The organism is Aeromonas veronii bv. veronii (assembly GCF_000820225.1).
GTDB lineage: Bacteria > Pseudomonadota > Gammaproteobacteria > Enterobacterales > Aeromonadaceae > Aeromonas > Aeromonas veronii.
The window spans coordinates 22,708-41,215 of record NZ_CDDK01000026.1 but is presented as its reverse complement, the minus strand read 5'-3'; the positions used below and the strand labels follow the sequence as shown (position 1 = coordinate 41,215).

Annotated in this window: 13 protein-coding genes, 2 tRNA genes and 1 pseudogene; 7 read left to right on the top strand and 9 right to left on the bottom strand. The window is 61.4% G+C overall.

What is annotated here, in order from left to right; all coding sequences use genetic code 11:
- Nucleotides 1–93 precede the first annotated feature (93 nt).
- Both BN1139_RS11435 and BN1139_RS11430 read right to left on the bottom strand, forming a co-directional pair.
- Nucleotides 94–170, bottom strand: a tRNA-Met gene (locus tag BN1139_RS11435).
- Nucleotides 171–264: 94 nt separating this feature from the next.
- Nucleotides 265–341 (bottom strand) — tRNA-Met (locus BN1139_RS11430).
- 196 nt (nt 342–537) lie between these two features.
- On the opposite strand from BN1139_RS11430, the gene glgX reads away from it, so the two are divergent.
- Entirely contained in the window at nt 538–2,601 is a 2,064-nt protein-coding gene (gene glgX, locus BN1139_RS11425; RefSeq protein ID WP_005352430.1) for a glycogen debranching protein GlgX, read from the top strand.
- Nucleotides 2,602–2,695: 94 nt separating this feature from the next.
- Here the strand turns inward: glgX and BN1139_RS11420 are convergent, their stop codons facing one another.
- The 3 genes from BN1139_RS11420 to BN1139_RS11410 form a co-directional block, all read right to left on the bottom strand.
- Complete coding sequence (locus BN1139_RS11420) at nt 2,696–3,415, bottom strand: hypothetical protein (protein ID WP_005352432.1); 720 nt, start codon at nt 3,413–3,415, stop codon at nt 2,696–2,698.
- 198 nt (nt 3,416–3,613) lie between these two features.
- Nucleotides 3,614–5,251: an ATP-dependent endonuclease gene (locus BN1139_RS11415; RefSeq protein ID WP_005352435.1), complete on the bottom strand. Its 1,638-nt coding sequence runs from the start codon at nt 5,249–5,251 to the stop codon at nt 3,614–3,616.
- A 262-nt stretch (nt 5,252–5,513) separates the two neighbouring features.
- A complete protein-coding gene (locus tag BN1139_RS11410; protein WP_005352438.1) occupies nt 5,514–6,392 on the bottom strand; it encodes a helix-turn-helix domain-containing protein in 879 nt (292 codons plus the stop codon).
- A 173-nt stretch (nt 6,393–6,565) separates the two neighbouring features.
- Here BN1139_RS11410 and BN1139_RS11405 point away from each other — a divergent pair, with 173 nt between their 5' ends.
- Together BN1139_RS11405 and BN1139_RS11400 are read left to right on the top strand one after the other, a co-directional pair.
- Nucleotides 6,566–7,483, top strand: coding sequence for a DMT family transporter (locus tag BN1139_RS11405; protein ID WP_005352440.1), 918 nt, complete (start codon nt 6,566–6,568; stop codon nt 7,481–7,483).
- 69 nt (nt 7,484–7,552) lie between these two features.
- Nucleotides 7,553–8,419 (top strand): LysR family transcriptional regulator, encoded by an 867-nt coding sequence (locus tag BN1139_RS11400; RefSeq protein ID WP_005352442.1) that lies wholly within the window; start codon nt 7,553–7,555, stop codon nt 8,417–8,419.
- 76 nt (nt 8,420–8,495) lie between these two features.
- On the opposite strand, the pseudogene BN1139_RS11395 reads toward BN1139_RS11400, so the two are convergent.
- From BN1139_RS11395 to BN1139_RS11380, 4 genes and pseudogenes are all read right to left on the bottom strand, one after another.
- A pseudogene (locus BN1139_RS11395) lies at nt 8,496–9,272 on the bottom strand (TSUP family transporter).
- Nucleotides 9,273–9,474: 202 nt separating this feature from the next.
- Nucleotides 9,475–10,230 carry a tRNA-uridine aminocarboxypropyltransferase gene (locus BN1139_RS11390; RefSeq protein WP_005352444.1) on the bottom strand — a complete coding sequence of 252 codons (756 nt, stop codon included), beginning with the start codon at nt 10,228–10,230 and terminating at the stop codon, nt 9,475–9,477.
- 173 nt (nt 10,231–10,403) lie between these two features.
- Nucleotides 10,404–11,615 carry an ROK family transcriptional regulator gene (locus BN1139_RS11385; RefSeq protein ID WP_005333476.1) on the bottom strand — a complete coding sequence of 404 codons (1,212 nt, stop codon included), beginning with the start codon at nt 11,613–11,615 and terminating at the stop codon, nt 10,404–10,406.
- Nucleotides 11,616–11,747: 132 nt separating this feature from the next.
- Nucleotides 11,748–13,415, bottom strand: coding sequence for a methyl-accepting chemotaxis protein (locus BN1139_RS11380; RefSeq protein ID WP_005352447.1), 1,668 nt, complete (start codon nt 13,413–13,415; stop codon nt 11,748–11,750).
- Nucleotides 13,416–13,538: 123 nt separating this feature from the next.
- Between BN1139_RS11380 and BN1139_RS11375 the strand changes: the two genes are divergently transcribed.
- The 4 genes from BN1139_RS11375 to glpC all read left to right on the top strand — a co-directional run bounded on the left by BN1139_RS11375 (nt 13,539) and on the right by glpC (nt 18,419).
- Nucleotides 13,539–13,994, top strand: a complete 456-nt coding sequence (locus BN1139_RS11375) for a YchJ family protein (protein ID WP_074045197.1) — start codon at nt 13,539–13,541, stop codon at nt 13,992–13,994.
- A 242-nt stretch (nt 13,995–14,236) separates the two neighbouring features.
- Complete coding sequence (gene glpA, locus BN1139_RS11370; protein WP_005352453.1) at nt 14,237–15,910, top strand: anaerobic glycerol-3-phosphate dehydrogenase subunit A; 1,674 nt, start codon at nt 14,237–14,239, stop codon at nt 15,908–15,910.
- Nucleotides 15,900–17,165: a glycerol-3-phosphate dehydrogenase subunit GlpB gene (gene glpB, locus BN1139_RS11365; RefSeq protein ID WP_005352456.1), complete on the top strand. Its 1,266-nt coding sequence runs from the start codon at nt 15,900–15,902 to the stop codon at nt 17,163–17,165. The genes glpA and glpB overlap by 11 nt, the downstream gene beginning before the upstream one ends.
- Before the next feature lie 51 nt (nt 17,166–17,216).
- On the top strand, nt 17,217–18,419 hold the full coding sequence (gene glpC / locus BN1139_RS11360; RefSeq protein ID WP_005352457.1) for an anaerobic glycerol-3-phosphate dehydrogenase subunit GlpC: 1,203 nt from the start codon (nt 17,217–17,219) through the stop codon (nt 18,417–18,419).
- Nucleotides 18,420–18,508: the final 89 nt, after the last annotated feature.

Below are 18,508 nucleotides of genomic sequence, written 5' to 3'. Positions count from 1 at the left end.
CCGCGTCCGAATTGTCACCCTCAAGCCGAGCAGTAGCTTGGTGGCGTTTGTCTGCTTTCGACTGTTTACACAATCGCAAGCTGACGAAAGAGTTGGTTGCGGGGGCCGGATTTGAACCGACGACCTTCGGGTTATGAGCCCGACGAGCTACCGAGCTGCTCCACCCCGCGTCCGAATTTTTCTCGAAGTGGCCGAGCAGTAGCCAGTTCGATTTCTCCTTTTCCACCAACCGGTTACACCGGTTTGACTGGTCAGGATCTCAGATGGTTGCGGGGGCCAGATTTGAACTGACGACCTTCGGGTTATGAGCCCGACGAGCTACCGGGCTGCTCCACCCCGCGTCTGAGGTCGCCAATAATAGGCGCCAGCGCACAGATTGCAAGTAAATATCTCAAAAAAAGTTTATTCGTAGATTAATCGGACAAATAGTGCGGTCATTAGCAGCATCATGCTGTTTTTTCAGGCAATCGAGTCCTTGCCAGGCATCCGGCACTACACTCAATAAGGTGAACACTCCTCATTTTGGGTAGGTAGAATATGCGCATCTCCGCCGGTCACTGCCGTCAGTTGGGGGCCACACCCGACAGTAACGGCGTCAACTTCGCGATCTGGGCACGCCTCGCCAGCCGGGTCGAACTGCTGCTCTTCGCAAGCGCAGACGATGCGACCCCCGAGGTGATCCCCCTCTCCCCGCGCCTCAACCGCACCGCCTACTACTGGCATATCCATGTGGAGGGGATTTCGGTCGGGCAACGTTACGCCTATCGCATTCAGGGCCCGTGGCGCCCATATGGCGGCACCCGCTTCGATGCCGAGAAGGTGTTGCTCGACCCTTACGGCCGCAGCATCGAGCTTGGCGCCAATTACGATCGATGGGCGGCGGCCCGTCCAGGTAGCAATCTGGCTTGTTGCGCCAAGAACAAGGTGGTCGATACTCGCCACTACGACTGGGAAGGAGACAAACTGCCCGCTCACTCCCTCTCCCGCTCGGTGATCTACGAGCTGCATCTGGGGGGCTTTACCAAGTCCCCGAGCTCCGGGGTCGATCCGGCGCTGCGTGGCACCTATCTAGGGCTGATTGAGAAGATCCCCTATCTGCAATCTCTCGGTGTCACCGCCGTCGAGCTGCTGCCGGTGTTCCAGTTCGATCCTCAGGATGCGCCCAAAGGACTCTCCAACTACTGGGGTTACAGCCCCATGTCCTTTTTCGCCCCCCACGCCCAATACGCCTGCGGCGATGATCCGCTGACCGAGTTTCGCGACATGGTCAAGGCGCTGCACAAGGCCAATATCGAGGTGATCCTGGATGTGGTTTACAACCACACCGCCGAAGGGGGTGATGATGGCCCCACCTTCTCGTGTCGCGGCATCGACAACGAGGCCTACTACATCCTCGACAACAACCAGAAGGACACCAACTATTCGGGCTGCGGCAACACCTTCAACGGCGCCCATCCAGTGGTGCTGCGGATGATCATGGACAGCCTCCACTTCTGGCGTCAGGAGATGCACGTCGATGGCTTTCGGTTTGATCTGGCTGCCATTCTGTCGCGGGATGAATCGGGTCAGCCGCAGGCCAATGCGCCTACCTTGCGCACCATAGATACCGACCCCAACATCGCCGACATCAAGCTGATTGCCGAAGCCTGGGATGCTGGGGGACTCTATCAGGTGGGGTCACTGGCCGGCGCCCGCTGGCGTGAGTGGAACGGCCAGTTCCGGGATGATGTGCGCCGCTTTCTGCGCGGGGATGACAACAGCGTCACCGCCTTTGTCGAGCGGCTGTGCGGCAGCCCCGACATCTACCACTATCACCACGCCGATCCCGAGAAGAGTATCAACTTCGTTACCTGCCACGACGGATTTACCCTGTGGGACTGGGCCAGTTACAACAGCAAGCACAACGAAGCCAACGGGGAGGAGAACCGTGACGGCTGCGATCATAACTTCAGCTGGAACCACGGCCACGAAGGGGTGACGGAAGATCCCCAGATCAACGCCCTGCGGATGCGCCAGGCCAAAAACATGATGGTAGCGACCCTGCTCTCGGTGGGCTCCCCCATGCTGCTGATGGGAGACGAGCTGCTGCGCACCCAGCGGGGCAACAACAACGGCTACTGCCAGGACAATGCCACCTGCTGGATGAACTGGCTGCCCAATGCCCGCAGTCAGGAGATGTTCCGCTTTATGAAGGAGCTGATCCAATACCGCAAACACCTGTTCCAGCGCCCGGAGCAGGAGAGCATGCCGCTGTCACTCACCGAGATCCTGCGCCACAGCGAGATCTGCTGGCACGGGGTCAACGCCGGGCAACCGGATTTCAGCCCCCACTCCCACGCCATCGCCATGTCGGCGCTGTCGAGCGAAACCAAGCTGGCGCTCTATGTGCTGTTCAACGCCTACTGGGAGCCCCTCACCTTCAACCTGCCGAGCCCCCCCAAGGGGGTCGGCGGCTACTGGCGGCGGATCCTCGATACCGCCCTCCCCTCGCCGCAGGATATCTGCACCTTCGGCATGCCGCTGGAGGGATTGACCCGCGAATATCTGGCCCAGCCACGCAGCAGTTGCCTCTTTATCTGCGGGGCCGACGATTTCTATTGATCGATTGCTGTGAATTGATAGCAGCGATACCTGCAAGCCAGATAGGCAAAAGCCCCGAGTGTTGGCTCGGGGCTTTCTCTTTTCAGCGCCAGTGTCAGATCAGCTGGTGCAACACACTGGTAGCGGCAATCTGGGCGATCAGCAGGCCACACAGGGAGGTAGAGACTACCACTGGCGCTGTGTCACGCTGCAAGTAGAGTGGGCTGAACCAGAGCAGCAGAGAGGCCACCAGCAGCGCTGCCTGGGTTACCACCGCCGGGATCAGGGCATCGAGATTGGCCTCATCCCCTTGCCAGCCCACCAGCACTGCCAGCCAGACAAGGCTGGCCATCGCCCCCACCAGACCGGCCAGCGGCAACAGGGTGTTGAATGCCTTGAGACGATGACGGGCCCGCAGCAGCATCAGGTGGGCAAAGGCCGCCCCCAGCATCGCCATCTGCAGCAGACCGCTCACCCAGCCCTGCAGTTGCAGCAGCCCGATGCCATAGAGAGCGAGCGGCAACGCCGGTAGCCAGAGCAGTGTCGAGGGGACTGAGCGCTTGCCCTCCAGCCGTGACTGGGCCAGCGACAAGCCAACCCCGAGCACCAGTGCGGCCCCACCACTCCAGATGAGCCAGCTGGCCGCCTTGGCCTCGACCGCCAGCATCAGAGAGAGCGCGGTAATGACCCAGATGGAGAAGAGCTGCTGACTGATGCGCGAACGCTGGCCAGGGCAGATATCACCGAGCCACAGCACGATACCGAGGGCGATCAGGGCGCCAAGCGCCATCAAGCCGGTGAGGGGAAAGAGCCAAAAAGGGAGTTGGACGAACACGACGCCTCCAGCAGTAAAGATTCGAGGTGCGCCACCGGGGCGCCAGAGAGGGGCGAGTATACCCAAACCGAGGGCTATCCCCAATCGCGACAAACAATCGTGGGCAAACAATCAGGGGCAATCTGCCGCCAGCAAGGCCCACCTTGAAGGGCGCCCTGCTGGCAGCCATATCCATAGTGACGGGATGCGGTGGTGGCGTTAGCCCTGACCGCGGGCCAGCGCCACCACCCGGGCAAACATCTGGCGGATCACCGGCGGAATATGCTCGGCGCCGAGCCGCTCCGCCTCTTCCACCACCGCCAGCGCCATTCCCGGCTTGCTGCGGTGATGGATCGCCTTGTTGATGATGTGACTGGCGCTCCACATGGCGCGCCCGCCCACCCCGGCCTCGCGGCGAAACACAGCTTCAAAACCGTTGTGATAGAGGTAGTGCTCGATGTCGGCGGCAGGGAGCTGGGTCAGTCGGTCCCGCTCCCGCTCGCCCTTGAGCTGGCCACGGGCCGAGGTGGCATACTTGAGCCCCGCCTCGTCGCCATCGGTCAACAGGTGCCACTCGATGCCAAAATCCCGCGCCACCTTGATCAGCGGCGACTGGCCGCACTGGGCAAACTCGATGATCCGCACCCCCTCGGCCCGCAAACTGTAACCGCAGATCTGCGCCAGCTCGGAGAGCAGCCAGATCTCGGTCTCCCCCTCCACCAGCAGCCAGCAACGGGCAAACAGCGACATGGGGCGGTTGATCCGCACGTGGAAGGCGATCTTGCGCAGATCGTCGCTGCTGTAACGCTCGCCCCCCAGCTGGTGACAGAGGATATCCTGCTGACGGCGCACCAGCCGCCGCACCTGATTGAGCGGCAGGGAGGAGAGCAAGTCCCCCGAGTTGGTGGTGAGCAGCTTCTGGCCCGGCAGTTGTTCCAGCAGCCCCCACGCCAGCGCCAGCATGGTTGGGTGCAGCCGGCTCTCCGGGTCCTCCAGGATCATGATGGGGCGGGCTCCCTCCTCCAGCTCCCGGTTGCCCCGCGCTTGCAGCAGGGTCGCCGCCATCCCGGCCATCGCCAGTTGCAGGGTGCGGTTATCGGCATGGCGCAGCAGGGTGTGCAGGTTGCCAGGATTACGCAGCGTCATGGGACGATTGATGATGTCACGCTGGCTGCGCGGTTTGTTCTTGATGGGGGCCAGGGCGTTGAAGTAGTGATCCATCAGCTGGCGCACCGCCTGCAACGCCTCTTTGAGCTCCGGCTCGCCGATGCGCTGGGGTTCATCGATCAGCTTGTCCGCCAGCTCGCTCAGGCGATGCTCGGAGAGATCTCCCCACTGCAATGTCTCCACCCCGTTGCGAGCGGTACGGGCGTCCCGCAGCCGGAACACCGGGTTCATGGTGATGAGCAGGCAGACCAGCTCGTGGGTGTTGGCGATGGGCAGGCTCTTGCCTACCCCGTCGAGAAAGTCGTGAATGGTGAGCACAGAGCCATCCGCCTGCAGCTCGGCGCTGGCGCGATAATGAATGCGGTGGAATTTGTCCTTGTGCAGCACCCAGGAGGGGCAAAGACGGGCCAACCGACGGGAGTGCTGACACATCTGGGGTCTGTGCTCACTGAAGGTGAGCACCAGTTGCAGGTGGCGCGCCGGGGCCAATTCGGGATCTTCCGGTTGGTGAAAATCCTCGGCGGTGAACTGATAGGGCTCGGCATCCTGCCCCAGCAGACACCAGAGGGCGCGCAGCAGGCTCGATTTACCCCAGGTATTCTCGCCGATCAGCACTGTTGTCTGATCCAGCCCGAGCGACAGGCGATTTATACCGCGAAAACCTTTGACTTCAATACGTTCCAGAAACATCCAGCCGTGTCCACATCATTGTGATGGGGCAATAGTGGCAAAGTTACCGGAAAAATCCTATCGCAGGCGGGGCTTTTTCAACGTGAACTGTGAGGCACTGCAGGTTCGGGAGGGGTAACAACAGCGGTGCGATCTTGCGGGGCATTCCAGTGGCTGAACCAGAGATGACGGGTACGGATTTGACGTTTGCGATAATTCAATGGGCATTCCTTTCAATGGATAAGTGGTAGAGAGTACACCTCTTTTGCCTAAAGTCTCAGGGTTATCTGTGACGAGAAGATGACAATTGCGCCCGCCACTGCCCCGGCGTCAAACCAAACGCCTCGCGAAAACGATTGCCGAAATGGGCCTGGGAAGAGAAGCCACACTGACTGGCGATACTGGCCAGCGGCTCGGGGCCAGCCAACAGCTGCTTGGCCCGTTTGAGCCGCAGCCCAAGCAGATAGCGGTGGGGCGGGCAGCCGAGACTCTGGCCGAACATGCGGGCAAAGTGATACTCGCTCAGCCCCGCCTGCTGGGCCAGCTCTGCCAGCGTGACCGAATCGGCCAGATGGGCCTGCAGATACTCCTGCACCCGCTTGATCACCACGGGCGCCAGCCCGCCGCGTAGAGGCGGCAGACCGGGAGCCTCCTCGGTGTGGTGGCGGTAGGCGTGGAGGATCAACATCCAGGCGCCGTGGGAAAGCGCCAGCCGATCGACCCCGTGCTGCCACTGCAGTTGCATCAACTGGCGCTGCACCAGCGAAGCCGCCTGCGGATCGTCGATAAAGGTCTTGTCCACCAGTTGCAGGTGGCGCCCCTCCTTGTCACACACCTCCTCGGCGATACGGGTGAGGTGAGCCGGGGTGAAGTAGAGATGAAAGAAGCGAAACTCTTCGCGCACCAACCACTCGGATCTGTGGTGATCCGGCATGATGCACACCTTGCCGGTGCCGCCGTGGCCACCCGGCCCATCGAGTCGCTCGGTCTGCTCGCCCCCCTGCAGATAGACGCTCAGGGTGTGGTGGCCCGGCTTGTGATAGCGGGTCTGGTCATAGCAGTTGCGCCAACTGGCGACGCCAAGCCCGGGTTCCAGCCAGCAGGCGTCCTCCAGCCGGGCGCCGGTGCTGACCAGTGCATCAAATACCCCTGCTGTTTTCATTCGCCCCTGCCACCTGTTCCGGTTATGTGTACGGGTTATCCCGCTGCCATCCATCTTACCGACCGCGCCCGCAGATGACAGCGCAGTGCGATGAAAAACCGCAAGATGGTGCAATCCAGCCATCAGGGCTCGCCCCATAGTGGGTCATCTCTCCCTGACTCACCGGAACTGTGATGAATCTGATGCTCTATCTTGCCACCGTGCTTATCTGGGGCAGCACCTGGATTGCCATCGCCTGGCAACTTGGCCCCATCCCCATCGAGGTGTCGGTGCTCTACCGCTTCCTGCTGGCAGCAGTTGCGCTGTTTGCACTGCTCGCCGCCAGCGGCCGCTTTCCACGCCTCCCCTGGCACGGCCAGCGTTACGCAGCACTGCTCGGTGCCCTGCTCTTTTCCACCAACTTTCTCTGCTTCTACCACGCCACCCGTTATATCCCGAGCGGCATGTCGGCAGTGATCTTCGCCAGTGCCAGCATCTTCAACGGCCTCAACCTCTGGCTGTTCGAGCGCAAGCGCCCCACCCTGCGCTGGTTGCAAGGCTCCTTGCTGGGGCTCTTTGGCACCCTGCTGCTGTTCTGGCCGGTGCTGGCGGATGCGCAACTGGGTGCAAACGGCTGGAAGGGGTTGCTGCTCGCCTGCGGCGGCACCCTCTGCTTTTCGCTGGGCAATCTGGTCTCGGCCCGGGGCCAGCGCCACGGCTATCACGTACTGCAACTGGTGCCCTGGGGCATGGTTTACGGCGTGGTGCTGTTGCTGGGCTGGGTCACATTGCTCGGGCAGCAACTGGTGGTGCCGACCGATGGCCACTATCTGGCGGCCATGGTCTACCTCGCCCTGTTTGGCTCGGTGATCGCTTTTACCGCCTACCTGACGCTGGTGGGGCGCATCGGTGCCAGCAAGGCCTCCTACGCCACCGTGCTCTTTCCGTTGGTGGCGCTTACCCTCTCCACCTTCTATGAAGGCTTTGTCTGGCAGCCGGTCTCGGTGGCCGGAGTGGTGATCAGCCTCATCGGCAATCTGGTGATCTTCGCGCCGCCCCTCAGCGAATGGCGCATTCGACCGGCCAAGGCAGCAAACGACACTTGCTCCTGAGCCAGTCAGCCCCTAAGGTAGCGCTGATCCATCTGTGACGATCCTGATGGCGATAAACAAGGGGGCGAGATGTTACTGGAAGGGCTGGAGACGCTGAGCCTGCTGGCGAGTGAAGGGACCATGGCCAAGGTGGCCAGTCGCCTCTATATCAGCCAGTCGGCGGTGAGCAAGCGCATTGCCCAGCTGGAGCAGCGCCTCGGCAAGAAGCTGATCGAGCCGGAGGGGCGCCAGATCCGCCTCACCCCGCAGGCCAAGGAGCTGCTGGAACGAGTGGCCCCGAGTCTGGCCGAAATGAAGGGGGTGCTGGCCGATAGTCAGGATCTGGCGGATCAGAGCCCCCTCCCCATCGCCTGCTCCGAAACCCTGCTGGCGGGTTATCTCGCCCACTTTATGCGTGACTATCTGGAGCGCGATCCCCACCTTGCCCTCTCTACCCACCACACCCCGGTCATTCTGGCGCGGGTGCGCAGCGGTGATGCCCTGCTCGGCATCTGCGCCGGTCGGCTCCCACCCGGCCATGGCCTCGACGCCGATCTGCTGCTTGAGGAGCCCTTTTATCTGGTGGGCGAAACGCAGCAGAGCCTGCCACCAGCCAGCGCAGAAAGCAGGCGCAAGATCCTTACCATGGATCTGGAGAACCCCTCCAACCGCTACCTGCGCGAACCGCTGGCAGATATGGGATTGGAGCCCGCCATGGAGCTCGACTCCTATCTGGCGCTCATCGAACTCGCCAAGGCAGGCATTGGCCCTGTGCTGCTCCCCGCTGGCCTGTTGGGGCTGGTGGGAGAACAGGGGGAGATGGCCCGCCCACTGCCCGGACTGGGCCGCCCCCTGCATCTGGTCTACCGGCCAAACAGCCTAAAGCGCGAGCGCATTGCCAGGCTGGTGAGCGCCCTGCACCAACACTTTCGCCACTGCAGCGACACACCGCGCTAGCGCTGTAAAACACCAGATATGACAACGGGGCCCAAGGGCCCCGTAAACATCCGATTTATCGCACACTCGCCGCAGCTCAGATCCAGGCAAACAGCTCCGGATACTGGCTCCAGACCAGCTTGGCAGACATCAGCAAGGAGACGGTCACCAACAGCGGCTTGATCAGCTTCACCCCTTTTTTCAGCACCATCTTGGAGCCAAAGCGGGCGCCGATAAACTGCCCCAGCGCCATGCAAAAACCGACACTCCACACCACCTTGCCACCAAGCGCAAAGAACAGCAGGGAGGCAATATTCGAGGTGAAGTTGAGCAGCTTGGTATGGGCGGTGGCGCGCGCCATGCCAAAGCCCGCCAGCGCCACGAAACCGATGGCAAAAAACGAACCTGTGCCCGGCCCGAAAAACCCGTCATAAAAGCCGACACCGCCCCCCACCAACAGCGCAAACAGCATGGGAGTCAGACGGCGAGAGCTCTCGGCATCGCTTACCCGCGGCGAGAAGTAGAAGTAGCAGGCAAAGGCCATCAGCAGGAAAGGAAGCAGGCGCTCGAGAATGGCGGCGTCTATGGTCTGCACTGCCAGCGTGCCGATAGCCGCACCGATAAAGGTGCAGATCACCGCAGGCCAAATCATGGCCCACTCCAGCAGCCCCTTGCGGGCATAGAACTAGGTGGCGGAGAAGGAGCCAAAACTGCTCTGCAGCTTGTTGGTGCCGAGCACCAGCGCGGGGGGCATGCCGGTGGCCAGCAGTGCAGGTACAGTCAACAGGCCGCCGCCACCAGCGATGGCATCAATAAAACCGGCGACAAGCGCTACACCGAACAGGGCAAACAGGGTAACCAGTTCCAATTCCATCCATAGACCTCACGAGAGTGGGTTACCCGAAGGGGCCGGGCAACCGGAGCTAACCAAAACGACGTTGTGCGGGGGGGGCACAGGCTGTCCGCTATCCTAGCGAGCCACTGACCATGAATCTAACGAAACAGTGGCAGCCAATTGATTCCTGATTTTCATTGATTTGAGCGGCCATGCCCCTGGCCCCCCCTCAGAAGGCCAGTTAGCAAGCCGTTGAAGCAACGTTCGCTTCCTTGATGGCCGCCAGCGCCTCACAGAGATGATCCTCATCGGCACCGGGGAAACGGCTGACCCGACCGGCCATGTAGCGGCTGCTGAACAAGTTGAACCAGTGCTGCAGTGCCTGCCCCGCCTTGAGCTCTCCCGCCACTTCCAGCACGCAGGCCGCCACTTCGGCGGTGCAGAGGTGCTCATCGCAGTTGGCGACCCGCATACCGTAGGTGGAGAGCGTATCGGGTTTGATGGCGAGCACCGGAAAACCGTCCAGATAAGGGCTCTTGTTGAACATCTTGCGCGCCTCCGGCCAGGTGCCGTCGAGCAGGATAAAGAGCGGCCTCTTGCCGGGCGCCAGCGCCACCTCGCCGGTCAAACGGGCCGGCTCCTTTTCACAGGCGGGAAAGACCACATAGGGCTGCCACGCGGGATCGGCCAGCAGGGCCAGCAGCTCGGGATGGGGCTGGGTGCGCGACCAGAGAAACGCCCAGGTGGTATCCGGCAACACATCGGCGATAAGGCGACCGGTGTTGGAGGGCTTCATCGGCTCGCTGTCATACATCAGCAGGCAGAAACCGGCCTCCGCTTTGAGCTCGGGGCGCCACTCGCAGGCACACCAATCCTCGCGCAGCTGACAGGCAGGACAGCGGGCCAGGGTGCCGCCACGGGCAAGAAACGGTCGGGTAGAGATACTCTTGCGCCAGGCCCGCAGGCGGTTGACGGCGTGATCAGGAACAGGCTTCATCTAGGTTCACAACTGGAGTCAAAACAGGAACGGCAGCGGTGCCAACATGTCATGGCGCTACGGGGCGCGATAACAGGGGGACTGCCGGAAAAGCGCAGATTGTACCCAGTTACGCGCTGGCGGAACAGCAATCCCTGCCCCTTTCGCCAGATGCAGTGCCCACTCCTCTTGCCTTACGACTCCTGACAGCTGCGCAGCAGCTCCAGCAACAGGCTGCCATCGCGCAGCGCCTTGTGCACCTGCACCGAGGTGGGCTTGGTGGGGTCTTCGTAGAAATGGGTGGATTCAATCTGCAGCCGCACCAGATATTCGGCGGGCAGCTGGCTGGCTAGCGACTGGTGCAGCATGGGGAACAGCAGCCGATCGGCACGGGTGATTTCCCCCCCCAGCAGCAGCTTGCCCGGATTGAGCAGGCAGATGAGATTGGAGAGCACCTTGGAGAGGCGACCCGCCGCCTGATGGAGAATATCCTGACAGAGGCTGTTGCCTGCAAGCGCCAGCTCGCACAGCTCGCGGATGGTGACGCTCTCGGGCAAGTCGTGCTCCTGCATCCGCTCGCGCAGATCCCGGTATTGCGCCTCCAGCGCCTGATTGGTCACCAGGGTGCAGGCACAACCAAAACCGCCGCAGTAGCAGCGCTGGCCATAGGGCTCGAGCTGCAGGTGGCTGAGATCTCCGAGCAGCGCATTCTCGCTCTCGATAAGCTGGCCATTGACCACCATGCCGACCCCGATGTCGTTGTGCACGAACACCAGTACCGCATCGGCGCAATTTTTGGCAGCCCCCCACTCCCGCTCAGCCTGGATCCAGGTGCGCACGTCACCGCTTACCAGCACAGGTACCGAGAACGCCTGTTGCAGTGTCGGGCCAAGGGGCCAGTTGCGCAGATCGTAGAAGGGGAAGTGCTTGACCATGCCGGAGTGGCGCTCTACCTGACCCGGCAGACAGAGGGCGATGCAGGCCAGACTGAGGGACTTTCTCGGCAAAAACACCTTGATGGCATGCACCAGACTGCCCAGCAGATCGGCGCGCTCCTCCTCGGTAAAGAGGTGGCGCTGGCGGGCCAGCGAACGGCCGGAAAAGTCAAACAGCGCCATATCCACGTAGCCACGGCCAAGACGCATGGAGAGAAACTGGAAGCGGCGCTCGTTGATGCGCAGCAAGGTCTGACGACGGCCTCGCCCCACTGAACTTTCACCACAGGTGACCACCAAACCGCCATCGAGCAGTTCCCTGGTGATCTTGGTGATACTGGCAGGCGAGAGGCCGGTCAGGCGGGAGAGATCGGTGCGCGACAGCTCCTTGTGCTCTTCCAGGCTGGCATAGACCAGGCCGTAGTTGAGCTGCCGGATCAAATCGATACTACCTTTCACGATCTCATTCATAGGGTATGGGGCAAAGGCTGAAAAAAAGAGGCTGGCAATTTTCACACATTATTGGTCAATCCCCAAATAAAGTGCGGCCTGAACCGGGGGTCAGGCCGCATCTTGTGGTGGCCGTCACGGACCATTGCAAGATCAATAACGGAATTGCGAGACCAGTTTGCGCAATTTGTCACCGGTACTGGCCAGATCGCGGGTGGTGCTGTTGGATTCCACCGCCGCACTGGTCAGCTCGCTGACAATCTGCTGAATGGCCACCAGGTTCTTGTTGATCTCCTCGGAGACCGCGTGCTGCTCCTCGGCGGCGGTGGCGATCTGGATGTTCATGTCGTTGATGGTACTGACCGCCATCACCATGCTATCGAGGGAGCTGGCGATATGGCTCGCCTCCTGCACCGTCTCCTGGCTGCGATCCTCGCTCGCCTGCATCACCTCCACCGCCTGCTTCACCCCGCCCTGCAGACGTTGCAGCATCTCGTTGATCTCCTTGGTGCTCTGTTGGGTACGACCGGCCAGCGAACGCACTTCGTCCGCCACCACCGCAAAGCCGCGTCCCTGCTCACCGGCACGGGCCGCCTCAATGGCAGCGTTCAGCGCCAGCAGGTTGGTCTGCTCGGCAATGCCGCGAATGACCTCCACCACGGAGCCAATCTTGGCGGTCTCTTGCGCCAATTGCTCGATAACGCCGGAGGCGGTATGCACCTCCCCCACCAGCCGGTTGATACTGTTGATGGCCCCGCTCACCACACCTCGGGCGGCGTCCGATTCACGGGCCGCATCGCTGGTTGCCGTCGCGGCATTGGAGGCACTGGCCGCCACCTCCTGCGCGGTGGAGCTCATTTCTGTCACCGCGGTGACCACCTGATCGGTCTCGCGACTGTGACCCTGCATCTGATGGTCATAGTGCTCGCTCAGATGGTGCAACTTGTCGACCGCGCTAAAGAGGTGGTTGCTGGTCTCGCCCACCTGACTCACCACCGACTGGATCCGCTCGACAAAGCGGTTGAAAGCGCTGGCCAGCTGGCCAATCTCGTCCTGACTCTGCACCTTGAGCCGCTGGGTCAGATCCCCGTCACCGTTGGCAATATCGTTCAATGCCAGCACCGCATCCGCCAACGGCTTGGTAACCCGGTTGCCCACAATGACGGTCGCCGCCAGGGTGATACCCAGGATCAACAGGATCACCAGCACACTGCTCTGCAACGAGGCATGCATATTGCTCTCGCGCTCTGCCCGCAAGGCCGCCAGCTCGTTGTCGATATCATCGATATAAAAACCGGTGCCAATGGCCCACTGGTATTTGTCCAGCACCAGAGTAAAGGCAAGTTTGGGGGCATCGCGACCGATGGAGGGCTTGGCCGTCCAGTATTCGGTAAAACCATCCCCCTGACGGGCCGATTTAAGGATCTCCTGGATCAGCAATTTGCCCTTGGCATCCTTGTCGTTCCAGCGGTTTTTCCCCTCCAGCTCAGTACGCACCGGCAACAGTATGGTGTTGCCCTCGAAGTCATAGACAAAGAAGTAGCCATCACTGCTGTAACGCAGCGGTCTGAGCAACTCTTTGACCTTTTGACGATTTTCCGGAGAATCCGGCAGAGAATACACGGCATCGACGGCGGTTTTGGCCATCATGATGTAACTGCTGAGCAGCGCTTTACGCTCCTTGATGGCATTTTCCCTCGCCACCACCAGATCAGACTCCAGATCGCGCTTGGAGACCATGTAGTTACTGAGATTGACCACCAGGGCCATCAGCAGCACGGGTACTGCACCCAGTAACAGGATTTTCTGCTTTAGCGTCATCTTTCACATCCTTGCAGCTGTTTTTATTGGAATTCCTTGCTTACTCATCAGTATAGGTGCTGGCAGGGCGAGCCCAGCTTTCGTTACAATTCCCTTAAACAAATCGGCCAGAACGTGAAAATCATGAATCTTTGTCCTTGCGGCTCAACCCTTTCTCTCGAATTGTGCTGTGGCTCACGTCACAGTGGCGCTGTGGCTGACACCCCGGAACAGCTGATGCGCTCTCGCTACAGCGCTTTTGTGCTCGGTCTGGGGGAGTATCTGGTCCATAGCTGGCACCCGGCCCACCTTGGCGGTCTCACCGCCGAAGAGCTTTCACGCATCGACACCCGCTGGGATGGTCTCGAGATCATCGCCAGCCAGGGCGGTCCGGAGGATGAAACCGGGATGGTGGAGTTTAAAGCCTGGTTTCTGGAGGGGGATGAGCGTCACTGCCTCCATGAGCGTTCCCGCTTCGTGCGTTATCAGGGGCGCTGGGTCTACACCGAGGGAGAGCAGGATCCGGCCCCCCTCAAAACCGGCCGCAACGATCCCTGCCCCTGTGGCAGCGGCAAAAAGCACAAGAAGTGCTGCGGCTGACGCATCACACACCCACCAGACTCGTCAAACAGTGACAAGGGGCATCCGATGCCCCTTTTTTGTGCCTGCCATTCGCCACCAGCCCATTAACCGCTGCGATAACAAACGTGACAAATGTCACATAATGCTCATTAACGCGCGAGCAAATGAGCGTTTGCGAGCGCAAATTTGGCCCATATCAAACATTTTCACTCAGAAGTAGGCCACACTGGCCTCATCTGGAAGAGATGAGACGGGCAACAATGAAAAGAATAACTACACAAGTCGTCATCATAGGCGGCGGTGCCACAGGGGCCGGCATCATGCGCGATTGCGCACTGCGCGGCATCGACTGCATCCTGCTCGAGCGCGATGATATCGCCGCCGGCACCACCGGCCGCAACCACGGCCTGCTCCACTCCGGTGCCCGCTACGCGGTGACGGATCAGGAGTCCGCCCGCGAATGCATCCAGGAAAACCGCATCCTCAAGCGGATCGCCAGCCACTGTGTCGAGGACACGGGCGGCCTCTTCCTCACCCTGCCGGAAGATGACATCAATTTCCAAACCACCTTTATGGATGCCTGTGCCCTGGCCGGTATCGAAACCCGCCAGCTCGATCCCGGTGAAGCCCTGCGCATGGAGCCCAACGCCAACCCGGCGATGATCGGCGCCATCCATGTGCCGGATGGGACGGTCGATCCGTTCCGCCTCGCCGCCGCCAACGTGCTGGACGCGAAAGAGCATGGCGCTCGCATCTTCACCCACTGCAAGGTGCTGGGGCTGCTCCGCACGCAAGATCGGGTGCACGGGGTCAAGGCTATCAATACCCGCACCGGCGAAGCGTTCGAGGTGGAGTGTCAGGAGGTGATCAACGCCGCCGGCATCTGGGGCCAGCAAATTTGCGAATATGCCGATCTCGGCATCCGCATGTTCCCGGCCAAGGGCTCCCTGCTCATCATGGATTACCGCATCAACCAGCTGGTGCTCAACCGCGCCCGCAAACCGGCGGATGCGGACATTCTGGTGCCGGGCGACACCATCTCCCTCATCGGTACCACCTCCAGTCGCATCGATTACAACAAGATTGACCAGCTCACCGTCGAACCGGAAGAGGTCGAAGTGTTGCTGCGCGAGGGGATCAAGCTCGCCCCCATCATGGCCCGCACCCGTCTGCTGCGCGCCTACGCCGGGGTACGCCCGCTGGTGGCGGTGGACGGTGACGACACCGGCCGCAACATCAGTCGCGGCATCGTGCTGCTCGATCACGCCGAGCGTGACGGCCTCAAGGGCTTCAACACCATCACCGGCGGCAAGCTGATGACCTACCGCCTGATGGCGGAGTGGGCCACCGATCTGCTGGCCAAGAAACTCGGCAACAGCAAACCCTGCCAGACCGCCGAACTGAGCCTGCCCGGCTCGCGGGATCCGGAAAAGGTCTCCGCCCCCGGTCTCTCGGTGCCGGTCGAAGGCTCAGCCCAATACCGCCACGGCGAGCGGGTCATCGCCTTCTTCCGTGACAATCCCAAGGCCAACGCCCTGATCTGCGAGTGCGAAATGGTCACCGCGGGTGAAATCGAATACGCCCTGCGCGAGCTGGATGTGGACAACCTCATCGATCTGCGCCGCCGCACCCGTCTGGGGATGGGGCCCTGTCAGGGCGAGCTGTGCGCCTACCGCGCCGCCGGTCTGATGCAGGAGTACGGCAAGGCCGATGGCCGTCAGGCCTGCGTCATGCTGCGCCAGTTCCTTGAGGAGCGTTACAAGGGAACCCGCCCCGTTCTGTGGGGCGATGCCCTGCGCGAGGCCGAGTTCACCTACTGGATCTACGAAGGGCTGTTTGGCCTGGGGGAATGGACGGCGCCGCAACTGGTTGCCGATACCCCACGCGGCTCAACCAGCGAGACCACTCACAAGGAGAGCCGTCATGAAGTTTGACAATATCGTTATCGGCGGTGGCATGGCGGGACTCTCGGCTGCCCTGCGGCTGGTGGAGGCAGGCCAGAAGACCCTGCTGATGGCCTCCGGCCAGAGTGCCCTGCACTTCTCCTCCGGCTCGGTCGATCTGCTCGAAAGCGAGGGAGATCCCCGCGCCGCCCTGCCCGCCTTTATGGCTGCCCATCCGGATCACCCCTACAGCAAAGTAGGAATGCAAAATATCGAAGCGAGTCTGGCCGATCTGCAGCGCCACTGCGCCGAACAGGGATTGCCGCTGGTTCGCCACGACACCAACCACCAGCGCCTGACCCCCATCGGTACCCTCAAGCGCACCTGGCTCTCCCCCGATACTTGCGCCTGCGTCACCGATGCACCGATCCCGGACGTGCTACTGCTGGCTACCCTCGAAGGCTTTCGCGACTTTCATCCGGCACTGGCGGCGGCCAATCTGGCGACCCATCCGCGCTTTGCCCACTGCCGCATTCTGACCGGCGAAATCCGCCTGCCCCAGCTGGCGGAATTCAGCCGCAATCCCCACGAGTTTCGCTCAGCCGACATCGCGCGCCTCTGTGACAAGCATCATCTGGTGGCCGATCTGGCACGCGAGATCAGCCGCATGGTGCAGGAGAGCGGCGTACCCGGCTGCCGCCATATCGTGCTGCCCGCCTGCCTGTCGCTGGGGCTGGTTGGCCCGCGTCTGGCGGAGCTGGAACAGCGCACCGGCTGCACCATCAAGGAGGTGGCCACCATGCCGCCGTCTCTGATCGGAATGAGAATGCAGGAGGCGCTCAAGCGCCGCTTTATGGCCCTTGGTGGCACCTTCCTCACCAGCGAGCGGGTGCTGGGCGCCCGTTACGAAGGTGACCGGGTAGTCGGCGTACATACCCAGAATGGCGATGATCAGCTGTTTGAAGCGGACAACTTCGTGCTTGCCTCCGGCAGCTTCTTTAGTCGCGGGCTGGAATCCCGTCTGCGCGGCATTCGCGAACCCATCTTCGATGCCGATGTGCTGAGTCTGGAGGAGCGCGACGCCTGGGCCGGTCGTCGCCTGTTTGACCATCACCCCTTCATGGGCTTCGGGGTCAAGACCGACGACAAACTCAGAGTGCTGCGTGGCGGCAAGCCGCTCACCAACCTCTATGGCGCGGGCAGTGTCTTGGCCCATTACGACCCAATTCGTGAAGGTTCCGGCTCCGGCGTTGCCGTTGCCACCGGCTGGCAGGCTGCCGGTCACATTTTGAGTTCAGCCCAATGATGATTTTGTCCCATATCCCGTGCCTTTACACCCTACGGGAGGAGAACTGACATGCTACTGGATCACGCCAACCAAACTTTCGATCAGTGCATCAAATGCACCGTCTGCACCGCCTACTGCCCGGTGGCCAAGGCCAATCCCGCCTACCCCGGCCCGAAACAGGCGGGCCCGGATGGGGAGCGGCTGCGCATCAAGAGCCCTGAGCTGTTCGACAGCGCCCTCAAGTACTGCACCAACTGCAAGCGCTGTGAAGTGGCCTGCCCAAGCGGGGTGCGCATCGGCGACATCATCGCCAAGGCCAAACACAAATACAGCGGCTTCAAACCCGGGATCCGCGAATTCGTGCTCTCCCACACCGATCTGATGGGCGGCATGTCCACCCTGATGGCGCCCGTGGTCAACTTCACCACCGGGCTCAAGCCCATGAAGCTGGTACTGGACAAGGCGCTGGGCGTCTCCTCCCACCGCGACCTGCCCAAGTATTCGCAAGGCACCTTCCGCGGCTGGTACAAGAAGCAGAAAGCCAGCCAGGCCCAATATGAGCGCCAGATAGCCTATTTCCACGGCTGCTACGTCAACTACAACCACCCGCAGCTTGGCAAGGAGCTGGTGCAAGTGCTCAACGCCATGAACATAGGCATGCAACTGCTGGAGCGGGAGAAGTGCTGCGGTGTGCCGCTGATTGCCAACGGCTTCATGGACAAGGCCAAGCAGCAGGCGGCCTTCAATATCAAGCAGATGGAGAATTCCCTGCTGGGGAACGAGATGCCGCTGCTGGCTACCTCCTCCACCTGTGGCTTTACCCTGCGCGATGAATACCCCCACCTGCTGGAGCAGGACAACCACAAGGTGCGGGATCGCATCTCGCTGGTGACCCGCTTCCTGTGGAACGAGTTCTACAAGGGCAACAAACCGGCGATGAAGCCGCTCAATCTGCACATCGCCTACCACACCCCCTGCCACATGGAGAAGATGGGGGGCGTCATCTACACCCTCGAATTGCTGCGCGCCATTCCCGGAGTCAAGGTGACGGTGCTGGAGTCCCAGTGCTGCGGCATCGCCGGCACCTACGGCTTCAAGTCGGAGAACTATCAGACCAGCCAGACCATCGGTGAGGGGCTGTTTGATCAAATCAACCGCCTCTCCCCCGATCTGGTGATCACCGATTGCGAGACCTGCAAATGGCAGATCGAGATGAGCACCAGCTTCCGCTGTGAACATCCGATCCACCTGCTGGCCCAGGCGCTGGCCTGAATCCCCCCGGCCCTTGCGGTCGCATAAAAACAATCCACGCAGAGATCAACAAAGAGCCGGCAATTGCCGGCTCTTCTTTTTTACGCTTC